Source organism: Bifidobacterium sp. ESL1133, from assembly GCF_058107325.1.
The window spans coordinates 138,288-157,836 of sequence record NZ_JBYLUI010000003.1 but is presented as its reverse complement, the minus strand read 5'-3'; the positions used below and the strand labels follow the sequence as shown (position 1 = coordinate 157,836).

Below are 19,549 nucleotides of genomic sequence, written 5' to 3'. Positions count from 1 at the left end.
ACGGTGCCCCTTGCATTTGTCGGTTTCCGGTGGAATCACCGGAAACGACGGGTGTGAGGGGCATTTGCGTATGCGAGGCACATGTCGGGTTCGGGAGCTGGTGGTGATGTGTGTACATGCCTCATCGCACAAGTCACCATTGTATCTCGGTTTTCCTGTGTTCCAAAAGTTGTTTAGCGCGTGGCCCATTTACTGCATAAACGCATATTTCTTGCTGCTTCGGGCGCATACTGGAAGTGTCACCGTGCGCGTCCGTGCCTACTGCGTTGGTATGAACGCCGTACAGGAGCAGAGGAGGCAGATATGTCCAGGAAGCATGGAACGTCAGGGAGTTCAACGACGAAGCCGCTGATGAAGCGAGTGCTGACATGGTTCAGTGCTGTGACTGGAGCAGTGGCGATGAGCTTGACCGGAGCGGTGGGTGTGGCAGTTGCCGAACCGTCGCGCACCGCAAGCGGGACAAAGATTGTAGCCGGAGCTGGGGAAGGCCGATACAAAGAAAGCATTGACTGGTTGCAATGGGCAACGCAGCCAGATCAGACCATCGAAACGGGCACTACGAAAACCGTATGGTCAACGCCGCACGACGCCGGCAACGATCAGTGGATCGCCACGCAGTGCTCTGTTACCGCCAAGCCTGGCAGCCCGCTGGAAACCTATCGGACCGGAGAGTTTTACGGTGATGCGTTCAGTACCATGTATGACATCGGTGCGAACAACATTGTTGGTGTGGCGAACCGGGATGATGCCGGAACCGCCATTTTTGACTACAGCTGCAAAGAATATGTGATTTCCTCCCAAGGGGCGCCGACGCTTGAGGGGGAGACCGTACCGCAGAGCGCTCAGGAGCAGCCATTGGAAGGCCTCGTGTTCGCTGATGCAGAGTCGAACAACTGGCTGTGGTATCAGACGGAAAGCATCGGTGTCAGTCCTCTGCCGGAAGGAACCGCGGCTGGCAAGACACCTACATGGCGTCTGCTCGACAGCTACCGTACCGATGGTTGCGACACGAGTTCCTTGGCGAACATTGACGCAAGCACCGGTGCGATGACCTTTAGGTCCAATGGCGGGCAGTGCGCCAACGACGGCTACGGCAACAAGGGGCCAGCTTCGGCCATGTTCCTGGAGAACTCGCAGAGCGCTGAAGTGAGTGTCAAGGGTGGCGGCCGCACAGCCGTTGCTCTGGGCGTGATGCCGGCTATAGACTTTGGTGATGCTCCGCAAAGCTACGGCACCGCAAGCTCGCAGTTCGGCCCTGACTGGGAGGGCGGTCAACTCGGCGCAGACATCACCCCCAGCACCGATGCGAAGGATGAAGGTTGGTACAATCTCTCCAAGGCGCGCGAAGACGGTGTGGAACCAGGCACCAACGTGGCCAATGAGTCCGGCTTGCTGGCCGGCATGACTGAACCGACACCTCGTCTGGGAGACCGTGAAGATTCCGAAACCGCGAACGGCGCCAGTCAATGGGCCGACGGTGATGACAAGAGCGGTGCCGCTCAACCGGCACCCGGAGACGAGGACGGCGTTGCGGTCAGTGAAGATACCGATGGCCATAATCTGGTTGAAGTAGCTCCGAACATGACGAATCATACGTTCAGCCAACAAGTCAAGTGTGCTGGAACGGGTAACGTGCGCGGTTGGATCGACTGGAATCGCAGTGGTGCGTTCGATGGCGCGGACGATGCCAGTGATACCGTGGCATGCCCGGCCGGCGGCAACGTGACGTTGCGTTGGACCGTTCCGGACGATGTCAAACGATCGGTGGCAGGGGACGATGGCGGACAACCCACATTCGAACGAGTGAGGATGGTACCGAGCTCCAACAGTGCACCGGAACCGACTGGTTTCACCCCAGCCGGTGAAGTCGAAGACTATCAGGCGGCGGTCCGAATTCCGGTCATCAGCGTGATGGCCAACCTGCCGAGCAATGATTTTGCATCCACAGGCGGCCGCAAGGAACCGAGCGATCAGTTCGAACTTTCGCTGAAGGACGGTCAAGGCAACAGTTTGGCTACGGCGAGAACCGAAGGAGAGTCAGGAGGTGCCCAGACCATTCCGAGTACAGCGTTGATTTCCGACAGCCCGGTACAAGCCGGAGCGGACTACACCATCGGCGCGAAGTTGACCCCCGGCTCTGCAAGCCAGGACAGTGACTACAACACGGCTGTGCAATGCCGCGACATCAGCCGCCCGAATTCCCCTGCTGTGCCGGTGGACTCGGCGACCGGTGCGGTCACCATGCCCGGTGATGACGCCAATGTTCAATGCATCATCTCCAAGGCACCTACCGACGAATCAACGCATGCCCGGCTCACGTTGAGCACGGTGTTCCAGAACGACTACAGTGCGGCTCTTCCCGATCCGACTTCGGTGAACCGTACGGTCACTCCCAACGGCGGTGCCGCCAACGACATGAGCAACGGCATCATGGAGCTGATGGGCGCGGGCAGCTATGCCATCGCCGGTGGTGCCCAGGTCGGCTATTCACAGCCGGTCATCGCGTGCAGCGTAGACGGTGGAGCCATGACCCCACTGCAAGGCGAACTCGCCATGGAGGACGGGCAAGAATACAACTGCACCCTGACCTACACCGGCAACCCCGGATCGGTTGCATGGACGAAGCAAGACAGTGCGGACGGCCGACTGCTGGCTGGCTCCATATGGATGCTCACCGACCCACAGCGCACCACGCAGCAGATCAACGACTGTGTGGCTGCGTCGGCGAACGACTGCGCCGGAGCCGACAAGAACCCGGCGGCAGGGCAGTTCCAGCTCACCAACTTGGCTTGGGGTGCGTACAAGCTCGCCGAGAAGAGCGCACCTGAAGGGTACAACGCCGACACTGAACCGGCGACGTTCGAGATCAAAGACACCGCTCTCGACGCGCCTGCGCTTGTGTTCACGGACACTCGTGAAGTCGGCAGCCTTAAGTTCGACGTGAATGTGAAGGGTACCGCAGCCAAGACGGCATTTCTTCCCTCGGCGACAGACCCCGACGGCAATCCCATAGCATACACGCAGCTGAACGAAGCGCAATCGGTGCCTGCGGGATACACCAGCGTGGCGCCCGGCACCATGGCGAGTGGGTACCAGCTCAGCGCCACCGATCCCGTCGTATGCACCTCGGATCAGCGCTCGCAAGGCTGGGTGCTCGACATGACTGGGGCAAACGCCAACAAGGTCAATGTGCGCGACGGTGAAAACGTGACATGCACCGTGCCATACGAAGCCATTGCTCCGCAGCTGACGGTCAGGACGGTGGTCAACAACACCCATGGTGGCACCGCTACCGCGGACGACTTTACGCGTACTGTGACCGACAGTGATGGTACGAGTGTGCAGTACGGTGACGGGCAGACCTCGAATGTGAGTGAAGGCAAGTCCTACAAGGTTACCGGCTCCACCAAGGCCGGATATTCAACCCCGGTTACCACCTACACGGATGGAGCGGGCAATGCGTTGAGCGCAGATCAGGCACAAGCCGCCATGGCAGCCGGTACGCACGTCATCGCGACGCTCACCTACAACGACCAGCCGGCGCAAGTCACGGTCACAACCCTCGTGCCTCAGGACGGTGCCCTCAATGCCGCTGCTCTGGAACGAACCGTAACGAACCCCGACGGCAGCACGACTGCGTACACCAACGGTGAAACTCGGAGCGACCTGAACGCCGGAACCTATATGGCCGACGGGCAGGAAGTGCCGGGATACACGAAGAGTGTGAGCTACCGACTCGACGGAGTGGACGTGCCTGCTTCGGCAATCGGCGCCCGTGGTGTGGCGGTTGGCGTAGGCCAACACCTGGAAGCCTTCGTCACGTACGTCAAGACCGATGATCCTACCCCTCAGCCTCCCGCTGTACAGACGGGTCACCTGAAGGTGGTCACCGTGGTGCAGGGCGGGGATGCTGACCCGAACGCTCTGGCACGCACAGTCACCGGTCCCAATGGGTACATTCACACCTTCACCAACGGTGAGAGGCAGGAAGTGCCTGCCGGAACCTACCAGGTCACCGGAGCTCCGGCACCTGCAGGGTACGCTGACCCGACCTACCAGTATGCGCTCGCGGACGGTACCGTACTCACGGTTGACGAAGCGGGACTGGCAATCCAATCCGGACAGGACGTGACGGCCACCATCACCTATGCGCAGCAGACCCGTCTTTCGGTCAACGTCTCTGGTCACTACCAGTTCGGCGGTACCGATGCGGGCGCCGGCTCCCGGGTGAGCGTTGCAACAGGTGGTTCGGCGGTGAGTGTGCCGATCAACTCGCCGCACTCGACGGTCGTTTCCTCTGGAGTGTACTCGGTGAGCCAGCTGCTCAACGCGGGCTATCGTCAAGACAGCATCACCATCACCGACCGGACGACCGGGTACCCCATTGCTCTTGGTGCTGATGGGACATTCGAAGTGCCGGCTGGACACGATGTGCAGGTGGACATTGCCAACGTCGATGAACCGGCTTCGCTCACGGTTACCACCGTGGTCGAGCCTGGTGGCTCGGCCACGGCCGATGACATCGCGCGCAAGGTTACGTATCCTGACGGCAGTCAGTATCGATTCGCCAATGGGCAGCAGGAGAGTGAGCTTGTTGCGGGAAGGTACGTGGTCTCCGGTGCAGATGTGGAGGGTTATACCAAGCAGGCGGTCTACCTGCTGGACGGCAACCCGATTACGCCGACCGAGGCAGGAGTCGCTGTGGCCAATGGGCAGAGCTTGGCGGTCACCTTCACCTACACGCCGGATTCTGCTCCTCTTCCCCAACCGCGCCCCGCCGGAATCACGGTGCATCGCAATCGTGACTACCGGTTTGGTGGTTCTCCAGCTGCTGATGGATCGCAGATAACACGTGATGGCAAGGCGGTAACGCTCGACAAGCCTGAGCCTCTTGCGCCAGGTGTGTACAGTGCCGACGACCTGCTCAAGGGGCTGGTGCAGACCTTGAACATCGGTTATGACCAGCATGTTGCTGTAACGGTGATGCGTGGCGGCAAGCCTGTCGAGCCCAGCGCTGACGGTACGTTCGACGTACAGTCCGGTGACAAGGTCTTGGTTGATTTCGAGAACACCGACAAGCCCGGAACCTTGGAATGGTCTCGCTTCGACAAGGATGGCACAACCTTGCTGGCCGGTTCCACATGGGTGCTGGGCGCACCGGACGGCCGCACGGTCGAAGTAGGGGACTGCACAACGCAAGTTTGCGCCGGCCTTGACCAAGACCCGAAGCCTGGTGTATTCAAAGTCACCGGTCTGACGTGGGGTGACTGGACGGTCAGCGAGGTGAAGGCTCCGTTCGGGCATATGGTGACTGCACTGCAGAAGTTCACGCTTGTGCCTCAGGTCGGTCTTGTGGAAGACGGACTGTTGAAGATGGGCGTCTTCCAAGATGGCAAGGATCCGGTACCCGCTCACGTGGTACCTGGGTCTCCGACTCTCGGACATGTGCCTGCCAGCCCGATAACGGCCGCCAAGCGAGCAGACCAGGATCCCGGCAAGGCGGTTCGCTCCGGGAGCAGTCTGAGCGACACTGGTGCAGACATTGCGCTGGTAGCGCTTCTGGCAGCTGCGTTGGCTGTCGCTGGTTGCGCTCTTGCTGTGGCGCATCGCGGCAAGCGTTTCGGCACAGGCAACTGAACGCAGTGAGATGATGTGGAGGCTGGGTTGACGATACAGTCGCCTAGCCTGCACGGATGAGTCTCGGCAAACGACAAAAGTGGCGTATCTGCACTAACCTGCAGATACGCCACTTATTGGTGCCCCCACGCGGATTCGAACCGCGGACACGCTGATTAAGAGTCAGCTGCTCTAACCAGCTGAGCTATAGGGGCGCTGGTTATCTTGCGAAACCAAGAGGATACTATACGCTGCATCTGCGAAAAACGCAATACCGGTGTGTCGCGCCTTGTGATGTAACACATTGACCCTGTGAGCTGAGAATTGCGTGGGGCTGGTGGTGAAGTCATAAACCTGCCATACGATGATGAGCAACATCAATTTGGGCTGCATGCGTGACGTACGCTGGGAGGAACATAGTGTCGAAAAGGCAGAGACGATCGCGCAAGAACAAGCAGAACGGCGATGCATTGGCAACGCCGGAGAATGCGATGGCGAAGGGCAGGAAGTCTGTCGCCGCGGATGGCGGTACTGCGGATAAGAGCGTATCTGCCGGGAAAGCTGACAGTCTTGGCAAGACCGGGAACGATGTTGCTCCCAAGAACAACGGCCGGGTTGGACAAGCTGGTGCGCCAGAACATTCTGACAGTGCTGAAAAGGGTAACGGCGCGGGAACAGCTGAGAAAGCGGGAATAGCTGAGAAGCCTGGAAAAGCTGGAAAAGCTGGAAAAGCTGAGAAAGTTGAAAAAACGGAGAAATCTGGAAAAGCTGATAAGCCTGGCAAAGACTCCAAGAACGGTAAGCCCTCTGCCGAGGTGAAAGCAACCAAGTCTGAAGCTCAGGCTCCGGCTGCGACGGCGGAAAATGTGCGTCGCGCAGCAGAAGAGACGTTGAAGGTCGGTGCGTTATCTGGGTCTGCTTCCGGCGCAGGGGTGGCGTCTAAGAACGATGACGTCCCCGAATCGGGCTCGAAACAGGGTGATACGACCGCTTCGGACGGTGTGGGGGCAGGCGCGGATGCATCTGCAGACAATGCTCAACAGAAAACCTCCAAACCGCGCAAGCGACTGCGCCGATGGCTGATCGGCATAGCGATATTGGTGGTATTGGCCGTTGCCGCGGTTGCACTGTGGGCGGCGACCGGGCAGGGGCAGGCGAGCATCGATGCCATGGCGGCTCAGCTTGGAGTAGGTGGAACAGCGCATGAACCGCATGCGCCGAAGACCTCCGGCACTACCATCGCCCCAGATGGCGGTGACAAGAACGAGGACGGAGCTGCGCCGGATGCCGCGGGAGCGCACGGTGATAAGCACGCCAAATCAGAGGAGGAGAAAGCCGCCGATGAGCTTCGGCAGCGCGAACATATCACTGAGTACCCGGCGTTGAACGAGCAGGAACGAGCAGCCATTGTGGCGAAAGCTCAGGAAACTGCTCAGGCGAGCGGCAAACCGGTGCGCACGTTCTCATACTGTGTGTCGAGCAAGGGCGATGTTGGCAGTGTCGAGCAGTTCGAGAACACAGCGTTCCGTACGCTGAACGATCCTCGAGGGTGGCCTAGGGCCGGTGCGGTGTTTACGTACAGCACAGATTCCGGCAACTGCGATATGACGTTGAACCTGGTGCAGAGTGACTTGGTGACCACGTTCTCACCCAACTGCTCGGCGGAATACAGCTGCCGCGTAGGCAACAATGTCATCGTCAATGAAACGCGCTGGATGCATGGCACCAAACATTGGCTTGAAGCCGGTGGCACCATGGACCGTTATCGCACCATGGTCATCAATCACGAGGTGGGGCACCGCCTGGGACATCTCGATAACGAGCCATCGTGTCCCGCCGATGGGCAGCCGGCTCCGCTCATGCAAGAGCAATCGATGAGCTTAAGGGGCTGCACTCCCAACGAGTGGCCCACGGACTCTGAGCTGTGGATAGGGTAGTGGGAGCCGGGGCTGCCCCTCAACGCTGTGGCAAGGACGCGGACGGCACGCAGCGTGATGTTGACGGCCATGCCGCTGTGGTGGGTAGGTTTGCGCCCACGCCATCAGGTCGCATGCACCTGGGCAATGTGGTGGCGATGCTGGCAGCCTGGCTTTCCGCGCGTTCCCAGCGTGATGTGAGTACCGGCGAACCCGGTCGCATACTGCTGCGCATAGAGGATGTTGATAAACCGCGTGCTGTGGCGGATGCCGACCGTTGGATCATGGATGATTTGGCGTGGCTGGGGCTGGACTGGGATGGGGCTCCTGTGTACCAGTCCGAGCGTGGTGATCTTTACGAATCGGCGCTGCGGTCGCTTTTTGAAGGGGCACCGTTGCTTGCCGCAGGTGAGCGGGTGCCGCTGATATATCCCTGTTTCTGTTCGAGAGCGGATATTCGTGCCGCTTCGGCACCGCAGGAGGGGGACCGATTCCTGATCTATCCGGGCACGTGCCGTCGTGCAACGGTGAGCATGCCTGGTCAGGTGCGTGAGCGGATTGCTCAAAACCAGCGGCATGCCTGGCGTATTGCAGTACCGGCAGCCGGCGATCCAAAGGGTCTGGTGCGCTTTGATGACCGTGTATTTGGTGCGCAGCGTTTTGACTTGGGACAAGAAGTTGGCGATACGGTGGTGCTCCGCTCTGATGGACTGTATGCCTATCAGCTGGCTGTAGTGGTGGATGATGTGCTGATGGGTGTGAACGAAGTGGTGCGAGGGCGCGACTTATTACGCTCTTCGGCATTGCAGATATGGATTCGTGAGGCATTGCTTGCCGCTGGATTCATGGATGCTGATATTGATGCCGGTTCCATGCCATCGTGTATTCATCCTGCGTATGCGCACCTTCCATTGATTGATAGCGCTGAGGGTGAGCGTTTGGCAAAGCGCAAGAACTCGCTTGATCTTGGCATACTGCGAGATGCTGGTGTGCGCCCGGAGCAAGTGGTCGGTTACAGTGCATGGCTGCTCGGTCTTGTGCCGGCACCTGTTCCCATGACGGCTCGCGAGGCGCTCGCACAGTTCTCTTGGGATGCGTTGCAACGTCGTCATGCCGACATTCGTTTGCCTGCCGACGAGCTTGGTGCCTTGCTGTCGGTGTGAAGGCGGTTCTGTGAATTGATGGATCTGTGAACTGACGGCTTGTGAACGGTTGCTCTCCTGTGTTGGCTGCTGCTGGCAAGCGGTTATGTCTGTGCAGAGAAATTCCGGTTGTGCGCGTGCTAGCGTAGAGCAGTGGTACCGATTGAGGAGAGATGATGACGGCATATATGGAACACAAGGATTTGGCCAATGAGCGTATTGACGAGGCGCGATCTCGCCAGATTGCGGATGGGGTGCATCGTGTGCTCGATCAAATCGCTGAAGCCGAAGCGGCTGCGGATCGCCGTTCCGGAGAGGTGCAGCTGTTGGCGGCCACCAAGACACGCGATGTCGGTGAGATTATGGCTGCCATCGATGCCGGCGTACGCATGATTGGAGAAAACCGTCCGCAGGAAGTGACGGCAAAGGCCGAGGGACTGGTGGCGGCATGTGCCGAACGCGGATTTACCCTCGGGGCAGCTAGGGCAGACGCTGCTGATACCAATGGTGGCGAGGGCGCCGGGGAAGGCATGGACCATATCCCGTTCCATCTCATCGGGCAACTGCAATCGAACAAGATAGGTAAAGTCCTGCCGTGGGTCGATGTTGTCGAATCGGTGGAATCGTTGGACGAGGCGCAGAAAATCGCGCGTCGGGCTGTGGCTCGCGGTGCAGGTGTGGGCGTGCTGCTGGAAGTCAACGAGTCCGGCGAGTCCAGCAAATCCGGATGCGATCCGCAGGAGGCGGAACGTGTGGCCGCTCAGATTGGCGCACTTGAAGGCGTGGAATTACAAGGGCTGATGACCATAGGTGCCCACAGTGACGATGAGACGCTCATCCGTAGTGGTTTCGCGCATTTGCGTACTGTTCGCGACCGCATTCTCGAAAGCGGCGAGCCAGGCACCGCCGGCTGCCGTGAGCTTTCCATGGGTATGACGAACGATATGGCACTCGCTGTGGCTGAGGGATCCACCATGGTGCGTGTGGGTACCGCCATCTTCGGAGAACGTGCTTTCATCTGAAGCTGGGGGTGCGTGCTTGCGGTGAGCTTGGCGTAGACTGGTGGCATGAGAATCGCACGCTTTTCGTATCATGATGTTCCGCAGTATGCCTTCGTTCAGACCGACGAGTCGGACGGTAAGGATTATTTGGTGGCGCTCGACGGCTATCCGCTCGGTGCCCAGCAGGTGAGTCCCACCGGGGAGCGTTACCCGGTGGATGGTGATGGTATTCGCCTGCTCTCCCCGGTCATTCCTTCCAAGGTCTATGGTTTGGCGAAGAACTACGCGCCTGACGAGGCTGGGGTCAAAGCGGGGAAGGCTGATCCCATGGTCATCTTTATGAAGCCGAGTACTTCGGTGATCGGTCCCGACGACCCGATTGTGATGCCGTCCTATTCGAGCGCCGTGTATTATGAGCCTGAAGTGGCGGTGGTGATGGGACGTATTGCCAAGAACGTTCCGGTGGCGCACGCTATGGATTATGTGCTGGGCTACACATGCGTGAACGATGTGACCCTGCATGATGTGCAAGGTGAGGATCCGATGTGGACGCGTTCCAAGGCTTTCGATACTTCCTGCCCGCTTGGTCCGTGGATTGAGACCGACCTGGATTGGAAGGATGCGCGTATCTCGTTTGCGCTCAATGGCGAAGACGTGCCGCAGGCCTGTGGTACCACGGCGAATCTGATTCATTCGATTCCCGAACAGATCGCCGAGATCTCAAACTTCACTACGCTGCTGCCGGGCGATGTGATTCTGACGGGCACCCCTTATCCGGCCGGGCAGCTGAACGCTCGCGATGAGGCGGTGGTGAGTGTGGATGGTATCGGTTCGCTGCGGAACGTGGTGGTCAAGGACGCATAGCGTCACCGTATAACATCGCGTAATGCTATGCCTGAGAACGCAGCCGAATATAAACTTGAGTCTACTTCGCTCAACTTTGGGAATAGATGCGGCATCTGTGCTGTTGAATCAAACAGATGAGTACGAAACCGGCGTGCATAGTCGCGCCGGTCCCGAATGAAAGGTTGAGTTGATGGAACAGAACTTTACGACTATGGCTCAAGAGGCGATTGGTGATGCGATTCAAAGCGCTTCTGCTGCGGGCAACCCGCAGATTGATGGGCTTCATCTGCTGGACGCGCTGCTGCGTCAAGATAATGGTGTGGTCCCCGGATTGGTTGAAGCGGCTGGCGGTGATCGTCAGGCGATCGGTGCCGCCGTTCGCAACGCGCTCGTCAAGCTGCCCAGTGCCAGCGGCTCGTCTACGTCACAGCCGCAAGCCAGCCGGCAAATGACGGCGGCGCTTTCCAAGGCGGAAGAGGAAATGAGTGCGATGGGGGACGAGTATGTCTCCACCGAACACCTGCTCATCGGTATTGCCGAAGCTACTCCCAGCGAGGCGGCCGATATCCTCAAATCGCACGGCGTTACTCCCAAGTCGCTGCGCAAGGCGGTACCAGGAGTGCGTGGCGGCGCGAAAGTCACCAGCGCAGACGCCGAAGGCAACTACAAAGCCCTTGAAAAGTATTCCACCGATTTGACCGCCCAGGCCAAAGACGGCAAACTCGACCCGGTAATTGGGCGAGACCAGGAGATTCGCCGAGTTATTCAGATTCTCTCACGCCGCACCAAGAACAACCCGGTGTTGATCGGTGAGCCCGGTGTAGGTAAAACCGCCGTAGTGGAAGGGCTGGCGCAGCGCATCGTAGCTGGAGATGTGCCGACTACCCTGCAGAACAAGAGGCTTGTCAGTCTTGATCTGGGCTCGATGGTGGCCGGTTCAAAATACCGGGGCGAATTTGAGGAGCGTCTCAAGTCCGTGCTCAATGAGATTAAAAGCTCCAACGGGCAGATCATTACCTTCATCGACGAGATTCATACCATAGTAGGTGCCGGTGCTGCTGAAGGTTCCATGGATGCGGGCAACATGCTCAAACCTATGCTGGCGCGCGGTGAACTGCGTTTGATCGGTGCCACCACGCTGGATGAATATCGTGAGAACATCGAGAAGGATCCGGCGTTGGAGCGTCGTTTCCAGCAAGTGTTCGTGGGCGAGCCGAGCGTGGAAGACAGCATCGCCATACTGCGCGGCCTCAAGCAACGCTACGAGGCTCATCACAAGGTGACTATCGGCGACGATGCTCTTGTAGCTGCGGCCACCCTCTCCAACCGTTACATTTCCGGCCGCCAGCTGCCGGACAAGGCCATCGATCTGGTGGATGAGGCCGCCGCGCACCTGCGTATGGAGCTCGACAGCCAGCCCGAGGAGATCGACGAACTGCAACGTCGTGAGACGCGTCTGGAAATGGAGGAGATGCAGCTGAAGAAAGCCGAGGATCCTGCCAGCAAGGCGCGCTTGAAGAAGTTGCAGTCCGATATTGCCGACACCCGTGAGAAACTCAGCGGTCTCAAGGCTCGCTGGGATGAGGAGAAGGCTGGCCACAACAAGGTGGGCGACTTGCGTGCCCAAATGGATGCCAAACGGGTCGAGGCCGACAAATTCACGCGCGAAGGCAACCTCGAGGAGGCCAGCCGCATTCTGTACGGTGAGATTCCGGCGATGCAAAAGCAACTCGATCTGGCGCAACAGGCAGCGGACGAAGAGAACGGGCAAGGGCAGGCCACCGAGCCTATGGTGCCTGACCATGTGGATGCTGATTCAGTGGCCGGCATTGTCTCGGAATGGACCGGCATCCCGGTAGGTCGACTGATGCAAGGCGAGAACGAGAAGCTGCTGCATATGGAAGACTTCCTCTCGCAGCGCGTCATCGGTCAGAAAGAAGCCATTCAGGCTGTGTCTGATGCGGTACGCCGATCGCGAGCCGGCATCTCGGACCCTGACCGCCCCACTGGCTCCTTCCTCTTCCTCGGCCCCACGGGTGTGGGCAAGACGGAGCTGGCAAAGGCGCTCGCGGACTTCCTCTTTGATGATGAGAAAGCCATGGTGCGCATTGACATGAGCGAATACATGGAGAAATCTTCGGTTTCGCGCCTCATCGGTGCGGCTCCCGGCTATGTGGGTTATGACGAGGGTGGTCAACTTACCGAGGCTGTACGCCGTCGTCCCTACTCCGTGGTGCTGTTTGATGAGGTTGAGAAAGCGCATCCTGAAGTATTCGACATCCTCTTGCAGGTGCTCGACGATGGGCGTCTTACCGATGGGCAAGGGCGCACGGTCGACTTCAAGAACACCATCCTCATTATGACCTCGAACCTGGGTTCGCAGTTCCTGGTGCAGGGAGATTTGGATGATGAGGCGAAACGCAACGCAGTGCTGGATGCGGTGCATGCGCACTTCAAGCCGGAGTTCATCAACCGACTCGACGAGTTGGTCGTGTTCCAACCGCTTACGCGTGACGAGCTTGGCGGCATCGTCGACATTCAGGTCAAGCAGGTGGCATCTCGTCTTACCGACCGTCGTATCTCGCTATCGGTAACGAATGCGGCACGCGAATGGTTGGCGAACGTGGGTTACGACCCGGCGTATGGTGCCCGTCCTCTGCGTCGTTTGGTGCAGAGCGAGGTAGGCGATCAGATGGCGCGTATGCTGCTGTCGGGTCAGGTGCACGACGGTGACACGGTGTTGGTTGATCAGACCGGTGGAGAGCACCTGGAGCTTACCGTGATGCCGGCCGATCCGCTCGCTCAAGACGAGTGAGTTCCCAAATCGAGTAGACGGCGAGCAGAAAACCTCCAAGGGCAAGTATGCTCACGGTGAGGATGATGGCGTTGGCCAGGCGGGGTTGAGGCCCTGCCACCAACGCTATTGCGAACATCCACACCGAAACCACCAGGCTGGCGATAACGAAAATTTGGATGAAACGGTTCGCTCTTGTGAGCCGTCGGGAACTCACTGATGATTCATTGGGTCGAGTATCAGAACTTGTGGCGGTGTCTTGCCGACTGGCTGCACCATTATCGGCTGCGGTAGGGGAGTCGCTGGGGGTACGTGCCAGCGCAGATGCTTGGCTGTGTTCTTGGTGTTGCAGCTTGTTGCGTGTGATGTTCATGGTCAGTAGCTCGATGAGCAGTGCCAAGGTGATGATCAGACCGGTGACTTCGAAATAGGGGTGTGAGTTATCGGGCAGCACGCCGGCCATAACGCAAAACGCCAGGCTGTAAACATATGAGGCAATGGTGCCTAAAGAAATCAACACTTCCATGCTTGGTGTCCGGTTAATGAGTGAGTGCCATCCTTTGCCATGCACGGCGGCTCCGCAATAAAACATAACCGGTGTGATGAGTATGGCTTGTACCCAAGAGTTGCTAATCCAAGATGGGAGAAGGTTTGGCGCAAATCGTGCCAGTGCTGCGAGTATCAGTGTCAACACTGTTAGCGTTGCGGAGATAACCAATAATCGACGAGTTTGTTTTATTGGTGTGTTGAGTGCGGAAATGTCTACTTTTTCAGAGCTGGAATCTGTGCTCCTGACAGGTGCCGAGCGAAGGTTTTGCGAATGCTGGGAGGTGTCTGAGACAGATGCTCTGGAAGAGCTGAAAAACCATATAATAAGCCATGTCACCAGTGCTGCAAGAACCAGTGTCAGGCCTCCTCTAAACAAGTCGATGTGCACGTGTCCTCCTCTGTTACACCTATCATCTCAGAAACACCTGAGAAGTCCATGTGTTGCACTTCACTTAATAGGTATGGATAATTCTGTGGTGAGTCTCGTGGTGGCTGCCGTCGTTGCTGCAGTGGTGGGCCTGATAATCGGTTTCCTGTTCGGCAGGGCGCGTGGTATGGCTGCTGCGCGCAGCGACGAACGAGGGGATGAAGTGCGAGCCCAGAACGACGAGTTGCGTCGTAAAGTGGGCGAGCTGACCTCGCAGATGGTGGAGTATCGCGCCAAGGCCGGCGGACTCAACGAGCAGCTTATGTTCGTCAAGGATCAACTGGCACAGGCGCAGAAGGCCGAGCAGCTGCGTATCCAGCGCGATAAGGAAGCCGCCGAGCGTCGCCAAATGGAAGAGCAAGAGCAGATGGCGGAGCAGAGCAAGGTGCTCTCCGCCTTGGCTCCGGTGCAGAAGAACCTCGACATGCTCCAGCGCAAGGTGGTGCAGATTGAAGAGGGGCGCAAGCATGAGATGGGTGCTCTCGGCGAGCAGCTCAAGGGGCTGAACGAGCAGCAGACCCGGCTCGACAAGGAGACGTCGTCCCTCTCCGCGGCTTTGCGCAATAACAAGGTGCGTGGTGCTTGGGGCGAGGCGCAACTCAAGAACATCGTGGAATCGGCAGGGCTGCTGGAACACGTGGACTTCGACACACAGGTGGTGGTCACCGACTCCGAGGGGCGCATCCAGCGTCCCGACATGGTGGTGCATCTGCCCGGGGACAAGAGCATTCCTATTGACGCCAAAGTGCCTTACTCGGACTATCAGCGTGCCTGCGAGATTCCTGACACCGCAGACCCTGACGAGTTGCGTCGGCGTGACGACCTGCTCAAAGCGCATGCCAAGGCGCTGCGTGAGCACGTCAAGACTTTGGGAGACAAGGCCTATTGGAACGCGTTCCCCACGTCGCCGGACTTCGTGGTGGCGTTTATCCCCAACGACGCGTTGCTGGAATCGGCCTTGCAGGTGGACCCCACGCTTATGGATGATGCGTTTGCTCGTAAGGTAGCGCTTACCTCGCCGGTCACGTTGTGGGCTGTGCTCAAGTCCGTGGCGTTCGCATGGCAGCAGCAAAGTCTGACCGACGATGCCAAGATGCTCTTCGATTTGTCGCGTGAGCTGTATGAGCGGTTCGCGGTGCTCGGCACCAATGCCAATAAGCTCGGCCAGTCCATCACTCGTACGGTGAGCGCCTACAACAAGTTCGCTTCCTCGCTTGAGTCTCGAGTGCTCGTCACTGCTCGCAAGATGCAGAAAATCGATCAGAGCAAGGTGATTGAGTCGGTCGAAATGGTGGACCCCGAGAAGGCCAACATTCGTGAACTCACAGCGCCTGAGCTTGAGGAAGAAGCGTAGCGTTCCTGTTATACAGCCGTCCGCGTGACCTGCCGCTGCATGTGGTGGGCCAGGCGGGCGGCTGTTTGCATATGTGCGGCTTGCCGGCGGCGCTTCGGGATAGCCGTTGCTGCTGTAGAAGGAATGTGCACGGTTTGGCGAGATACGGCGGTACCCTGACCTTATGAGTGGTGCGAGCACGATTGAGGCTATTCCAAGGAGAAAGGGCAAGAATGGACGCTAAGGACAGTCTGCAGGAACTGTTGCGAAAGGCTGTGGCAGGCAAGCCGTTCAGCGAGCTGTTCGATGTGACGTTGAGCGGGCAAGGCGCTTCACTGATGGGCGACGTGGTGTTGGATGCGCTTGAATCCCACGGGTATGGCTCCGGCAGGGTCGATGCTGTCGGTGCGCTTACCGCCGCGGCTGTTCCGCTTGTGGTGGCGACGGTGAAGGCTGCCCAGTCTCGAGGTTGGGACATGGACGGGTTTGTGATGGACTTTGTATATCCGTCGGTCAAAGGCCCCGATGTGGCCGGCAAGCGCGTGGTGCTGCTGGATTCCTGGCTTTCCGAGAAGTCCTATGTGCAGACCTCGTCGCTGGTCACGTTGCGTCACGGCAACGAGTTGAGTCTTGATTTTGGCATTGTGGAACGTGAAGGTGCACAAGTGGTGGCGGTGGCTTCGCTGATTGGCGGTGCGCGTCAGGACATGCTCGACGTGGTGGATCCGGTGAGCGGGGAGGGGCATACGCTCCCGTTCGTGCAGGTGTTCCGTGAGCATGAGCTGTGTGGGGGCGGCCATGCGTGACCCCAATCCGATTACCGCAGCGGCCAAGGCTTCGGGAGAACCGGTATTCCGTCAGATCGGCGTCGGCCCGTGGAGTGAGACACATCCGGATGAGGCGCGTCCCGACGACCCGCAAGCCAAGAACTTCGATGTGCGGTTTGATTCCAAACTGCTCGATGAGGGCGACCGGCGCAATGTGCTTGACCGGTTCCGCTACTGGTCGGTCGATGCCATCAAAACCGAGCTTGACCGGCAGGGGCGGCACGGTTTCGAAGTGGCCGTGGAGAATTGGACCCACGATTTCAACATCGGCTCCATGGTGCGCACCGCCAACGCGTTCGGTGCGCGCCGGGTGCACATCGTCGGGCCGCACAAATGGAACCGCAAAGGCTCGCTCATGACCGAGCTGTACCAGCACGTGGATCACCATCCTTCCATTGAGGAACTGGTTGTTTCGTGGAGGCGAGATATTGCCTGCGAACTTGACGAGGCACGTGCGGCTCGGGACGGTGCACGGACCGCTGATGAGGCACGGCGGTTCCAGCAGGCCGAAGCCGATGCTCGTGCTGCCCGAATCATTGCGCTCGACATCATCGACGGTGCCGTGCCTATCGAGACCTATGCGTTCCCGGCTCGGTGCTTGCTGCTCTTCGGTGCGGAAGGCCCAGGATTGTCGAGCAAAGCGCTCGAACTGGCCGACGACGTGGTCTACATCTCGCAGTTCGGCTCGGTTCGTTCCATCAACGCCGGGGCTGCGGCGGCCGTCGCCATGCACTGCTGCCTGGCGCAGCATATGTGAGTGCTCGCCTCTAGCGCATAACGCTTAGCACCTAACGTATAACCTTTAACGATGCTGCACATATATGCACTTGTTGTTGGTGGCTTCGATTATATTTGACATTGATTGTGCCAGTATAGCCAGGAGCGAGGTGCTGCATATGCATACATCATTGAGCCGTGCCCGGCATGCCAAAGTGAACGCGCACTACAGTCGCGAGCTGGTTGCCGCCCTCGCCGCAGGCTTGGCGTCGCTCGCGGTGCTGGGCATGCAGGTACTTCCCGCTTATGCACAAGGTGACGATTCCTCGTCTCGATTTACGTCTGACACACCCATTTCCGAGCAGACAAACCTCGCGGGGGGGGGATTTCTCGGTGACGGTAGCGCTGCCCCGCTGACTGCGCTTGGGCATTCGGGCGAGACTGCCGGCAACCCAGCAAGCCCCGTGCCGCAAAGCGAGTCAGGGGCAGCTGCTGTACAGGAAGAGAGCGGGGATGTTCTCGAGCTGCCCCAGCACATCGTCAACGGCGATTTTGACTATCCTGATTTTTCCATGACACCGTCCAGTGTCACCGGGTATACGCAAATTGCACGTCGCACCAAACAATACTTCGATTACGGTTCGTGGCGATGGAAACCAATTCCTGAAGGTTTCGACACCGCTGCGTTCGGTTGGGATTCCACCCAGACCGACCCGCCCGGCGGTCCGGCGGCAGGGTCGGAACAGCGGGCCAACGGTGTGGAGCTACAACATGACGCCATCAGCGGCAATGCATATGCGGAACTTGCCGCAGCGCAGGGCGGCACTGCCATCTATCAGGACATTGCCACGGTTCCTGGAGCGGTTTATACCTGGAGTCTGCGCCACACGTCAATGGATTCCACATACTTGGACAAAATGAGTGTGCTGATCGGGCCTGTAGGTGCTGAGGTCGCGCAGGATGCCACGCGCACCTCGGTGAACGGCAACGGCGATACGCTCGGCCCGGTGGGCACGGTCATCTCCACGAAGGCGGCCAACGCGTCCCACGACTTCAAGCATGAAGGACAGTGGGAGACCTATACCGGCACATATACGGTGCCGGAAGGGCAGACCGTCACCCGCTTCACCTTCAGTAACATCGCCTCTTCATCGCCCAACTACGGCAACGATGTGGACGACATCACCTTCGACCCCAAGTATCCGCTCTCCTACGACGTCAATGGCGGTAGCGGCAGCGTGCCTGCATCGAAGGAACTGTTCGAAGGAGATCGGGTGGCGCAGCCGACACTCACACGCTCCGGGTACACGTTCATGGGGTGGAGTGAAACTGACCAAGCTGTTGCCGCAGTGGGGAAAACGGAATATGAAGCCGCTCGGCTCACGCTCATCGACGCGAATTTCACCATGCCTGACCGTCCGGTCGCTCTGCACGCCGTATGGGTAAAGAACCCGCTGTTGTGCTACGACACAGCCGGGTTCACGAATGATCCGTGGGGTCCTGTGGACTGTCAGGCGCATCCATATGGCACTGTCGGCTACAACTTTAACGACTGGGGGCTGGTAGCTGGCAACCCGGACGGTGGCAGCACTACAATCTGGCCCGGGCATCGTTTTGAGCACTGGAATTATCTGACCGGAGAAGCTGGCACGGATACCGGTGTGAAGTTCGACAGGAACATGCCTCTCACCGATAACACGTACGTCATCGCCATATGGGTTCCCGCGGCGGGCGGTTCGCTGCACCCCAACGGAGCGCGAGGCAGCGATATGGACTACGTCGGTCAAGACAAGTATGAGGGAGATACGGTTCCGGCTCCCAGTAATACTTATGCGCGCTCCGGGTACACGTTTGTGCAGTGGAATTCCGCGGCCGACGGCAGCGGTGCGAATTATCTACCTGGGGAACAGGTGTTGCTGACCAACGGACTAAACGACCTGTACGCTCGGTGGAGTGCGAATCCGGCGCATGTGACCTACCTCGCCAACGGGGCCAGCGGAGGGGCTGTGCCGGTGCAGTCGGGCGTGACCGACGATGTGATAGAACTGGCGGACAACGGGTTCGAGCGCCCCGGCTACGAGTTCACCGGGTGGAACACGTCGGCGGATGGCATGGGCGTCCGGTACCAGCCCCACCAGTCATACACGATGTCTGGCGGAGGCATGACGCTCTACGCGCAGTGGAAACTTGCTTCCGGCAGGCACCCCGCCCTGCCTATCGCAGGAGGCCCTGGAGTAACGCTGTTCCTCCTGCTCGCCGGTGCCCTCCTTGCCGTATCCGTCATCCTTTCTGCCCGCCGTACGCGTTAGGTTAGTGTTGGATTGGGGAATAATGATGAGATCAGGTGACATCTCTACGAGCAGTTTCCTTCCGCTCATGCG

General features: G+C 58.9%; 11 protein-coding genes and 1 tRNA gene. 10 read left to right on the top strand and 2 right to left on the bottom strand.

The annotated features are described in order from the left end of the window. The first annotated feature begins 303 nt into the window (after positions 1-303). On the top strand, positions 304-5,637 hold the full coding sequence (locus AC3B5A_RS04200; protein ID WP_489799097.1) for a CshA/CshB family fibrillar adhesin-related protein: 5,334 nt from the start codon (positions 304-306) through the stop codon (positions 5,635-5,637). A gap of 117 nt (positions 5,638-5,754) precedes the next feature. On the opposite strand, the gene AC3B5A_RS04195 is transcribed toward AC3B5A_RS04200, so the two are convergent. Then, a tRNA-Lys gene (locus AC3B5A_RS04195) sits at positions 5,755-5,831 on the bottom strand. A gap of 204 nt (positions 5,832-6,035) precedes the next feature. On the opposite strand from AC3B5A_RS04195, the gene AC3B5A_RS04190 reads away from it, so the two are divergent. From AC3B5A_RS04190 to clpB, 5 genes are all read left to right on the top strand, one after another. Next, entirely contained in the window at positions 6,036-7,553 is a 1,518-nt protein-coding gene (locus tag AC3B5A_RS04190) for a DUF3152 domain-containing protein (RefSeq protein WP_489799095.1), read from the top strand. 77 nt (positions 7,554-7,630) lie between these two features. Then, positions 7,631-8,695 (top strand): glutamyl-Q tRNA(Asp) synthetase, encoded by a 1,065-nt coding sequence (locus AC3B5A_RS04185; protein WP_489799274.1) that lies wholly within the window; start codon positions 7,631-7,633, stop codon positions 8,693-8,695. Between the two features lie 155 nt (positions 8,696-8,850). Continuing rightward, entirely contained in the window at positions 8,851-9,696 is an 846-nt protein-coding gene (locus AC3B5A_RS04180; protein ID WP_489760587.1) for a YggS family pyridoxal phosphate-dependent enzyme, read from the top strand. Between the two features lie 45 nt (positions 9,697-9,741). Beyond that, the gene (locus tag AC3B5A_RS04175; RefSeq protein WP_489760583.1) at positions 9,742-10,539 is read left to right on the top strand and encodes a fumarylacetoacetate hydrolase family protein; all 798 of its coding nucleotides are present in this window, start codon (positions 9,742-9,744) and stop codon (positions 10,537-10,539) included. Between the two features lie 172 nt (positions 10,540-10,711). Beyond that, positions 10,712-13,336 (top strand): ATP-dependent chaperone ClpB, encoded by a 2,625-nt coding sequence (gene clpB / locus AC3B5A_RS04170; protein WP_489760582.1) that lies wholly within the window; start codon positions 10,712-10,714, stop codon positions 13,334-13,336. On the opposite strand, the gene AC3B5A_RS04165 is transcribed toward clpB, so the two are convergent. Next, complete coding sequence (locus AC3B5A_RS04165; protein ID WP_489799093.1) at positions 13,296-13,841, bottom strand: hypothetical protein; 546 nt, start codon at positions 13,839-13,841, stop codon at positions 13,296-13,298. The two genes, clpB and AC3B5A_RS04165, sit on opposite strands and share 41 nt — an antisense overlap. A gap of 484 nt (positions 13,842-14,325) precedes the next feature. Between AC3B5A_RS04165 and AC3B5A_RS04160 the strand changes: the two genes are divergently transcribed. The 4 genes from AC3B5A_RS04160 (at position 14,326) to AC3B5A_RS04145 (ending at position 19,477) form a co-directional block, all read left to right on the top strand. Continuing rightward, positions 14,326-15,645: a DNA recombination protein RmuC gene (locus AC3B5A_RS04160; protein ID WP_489760578.1), complete on the top strand. Its 1,320-nt coding sequence runs from the start codon at positions 14,326-14,328 to the stop codon at positions 15,643-15,645. 212 nt (positions 15,646-15,857) lie between these two features. Then, positions 15,858-16,430 (top strand): orotate phosphoribosyltransferase, encoded by a 573-nt coding sequence (locus AC3B5A_RS04155; protein ID WP_489799091.1) that lies wholly within the window; start codon positions 15,858-15,860, stop codon positions 16,428-16,430. Then, positions 16,423-17,208 carry a TrmH family RNA methyltransferase gene (locus AC3B5A_RS04150; RefSeq protein ID WP_489799272.1) on the top strand — a complete coding sequence of 262 codons (786 nt, stop codon included), beginning with the start codon at positions 16,423-16,425 and terminating at the stop codon, positions 17,206-17,208. Before AC3B5A_RS04155 ends, AC3B5A_RS04150 begins: the two co-directional genes overlap by 8 nt. Before the next feature lie 139 nt (positions 17,209-17,347). Then, the gene (locus AC3B5A_RS04145) at positions 17,348-19,477 is read left to right on the top strand and encodes an InlB B-repeat-containing protein (RefSeq protein WP_489799089.1); all 2,130 of its coding nucleotides are present in this window, start codon (positions 17,348-17,350) and stop codon (positions 19,475-19,477) included. The last annotated feature ends 72 nt before the right edge of the window (positions 19,478-19,549 follow it).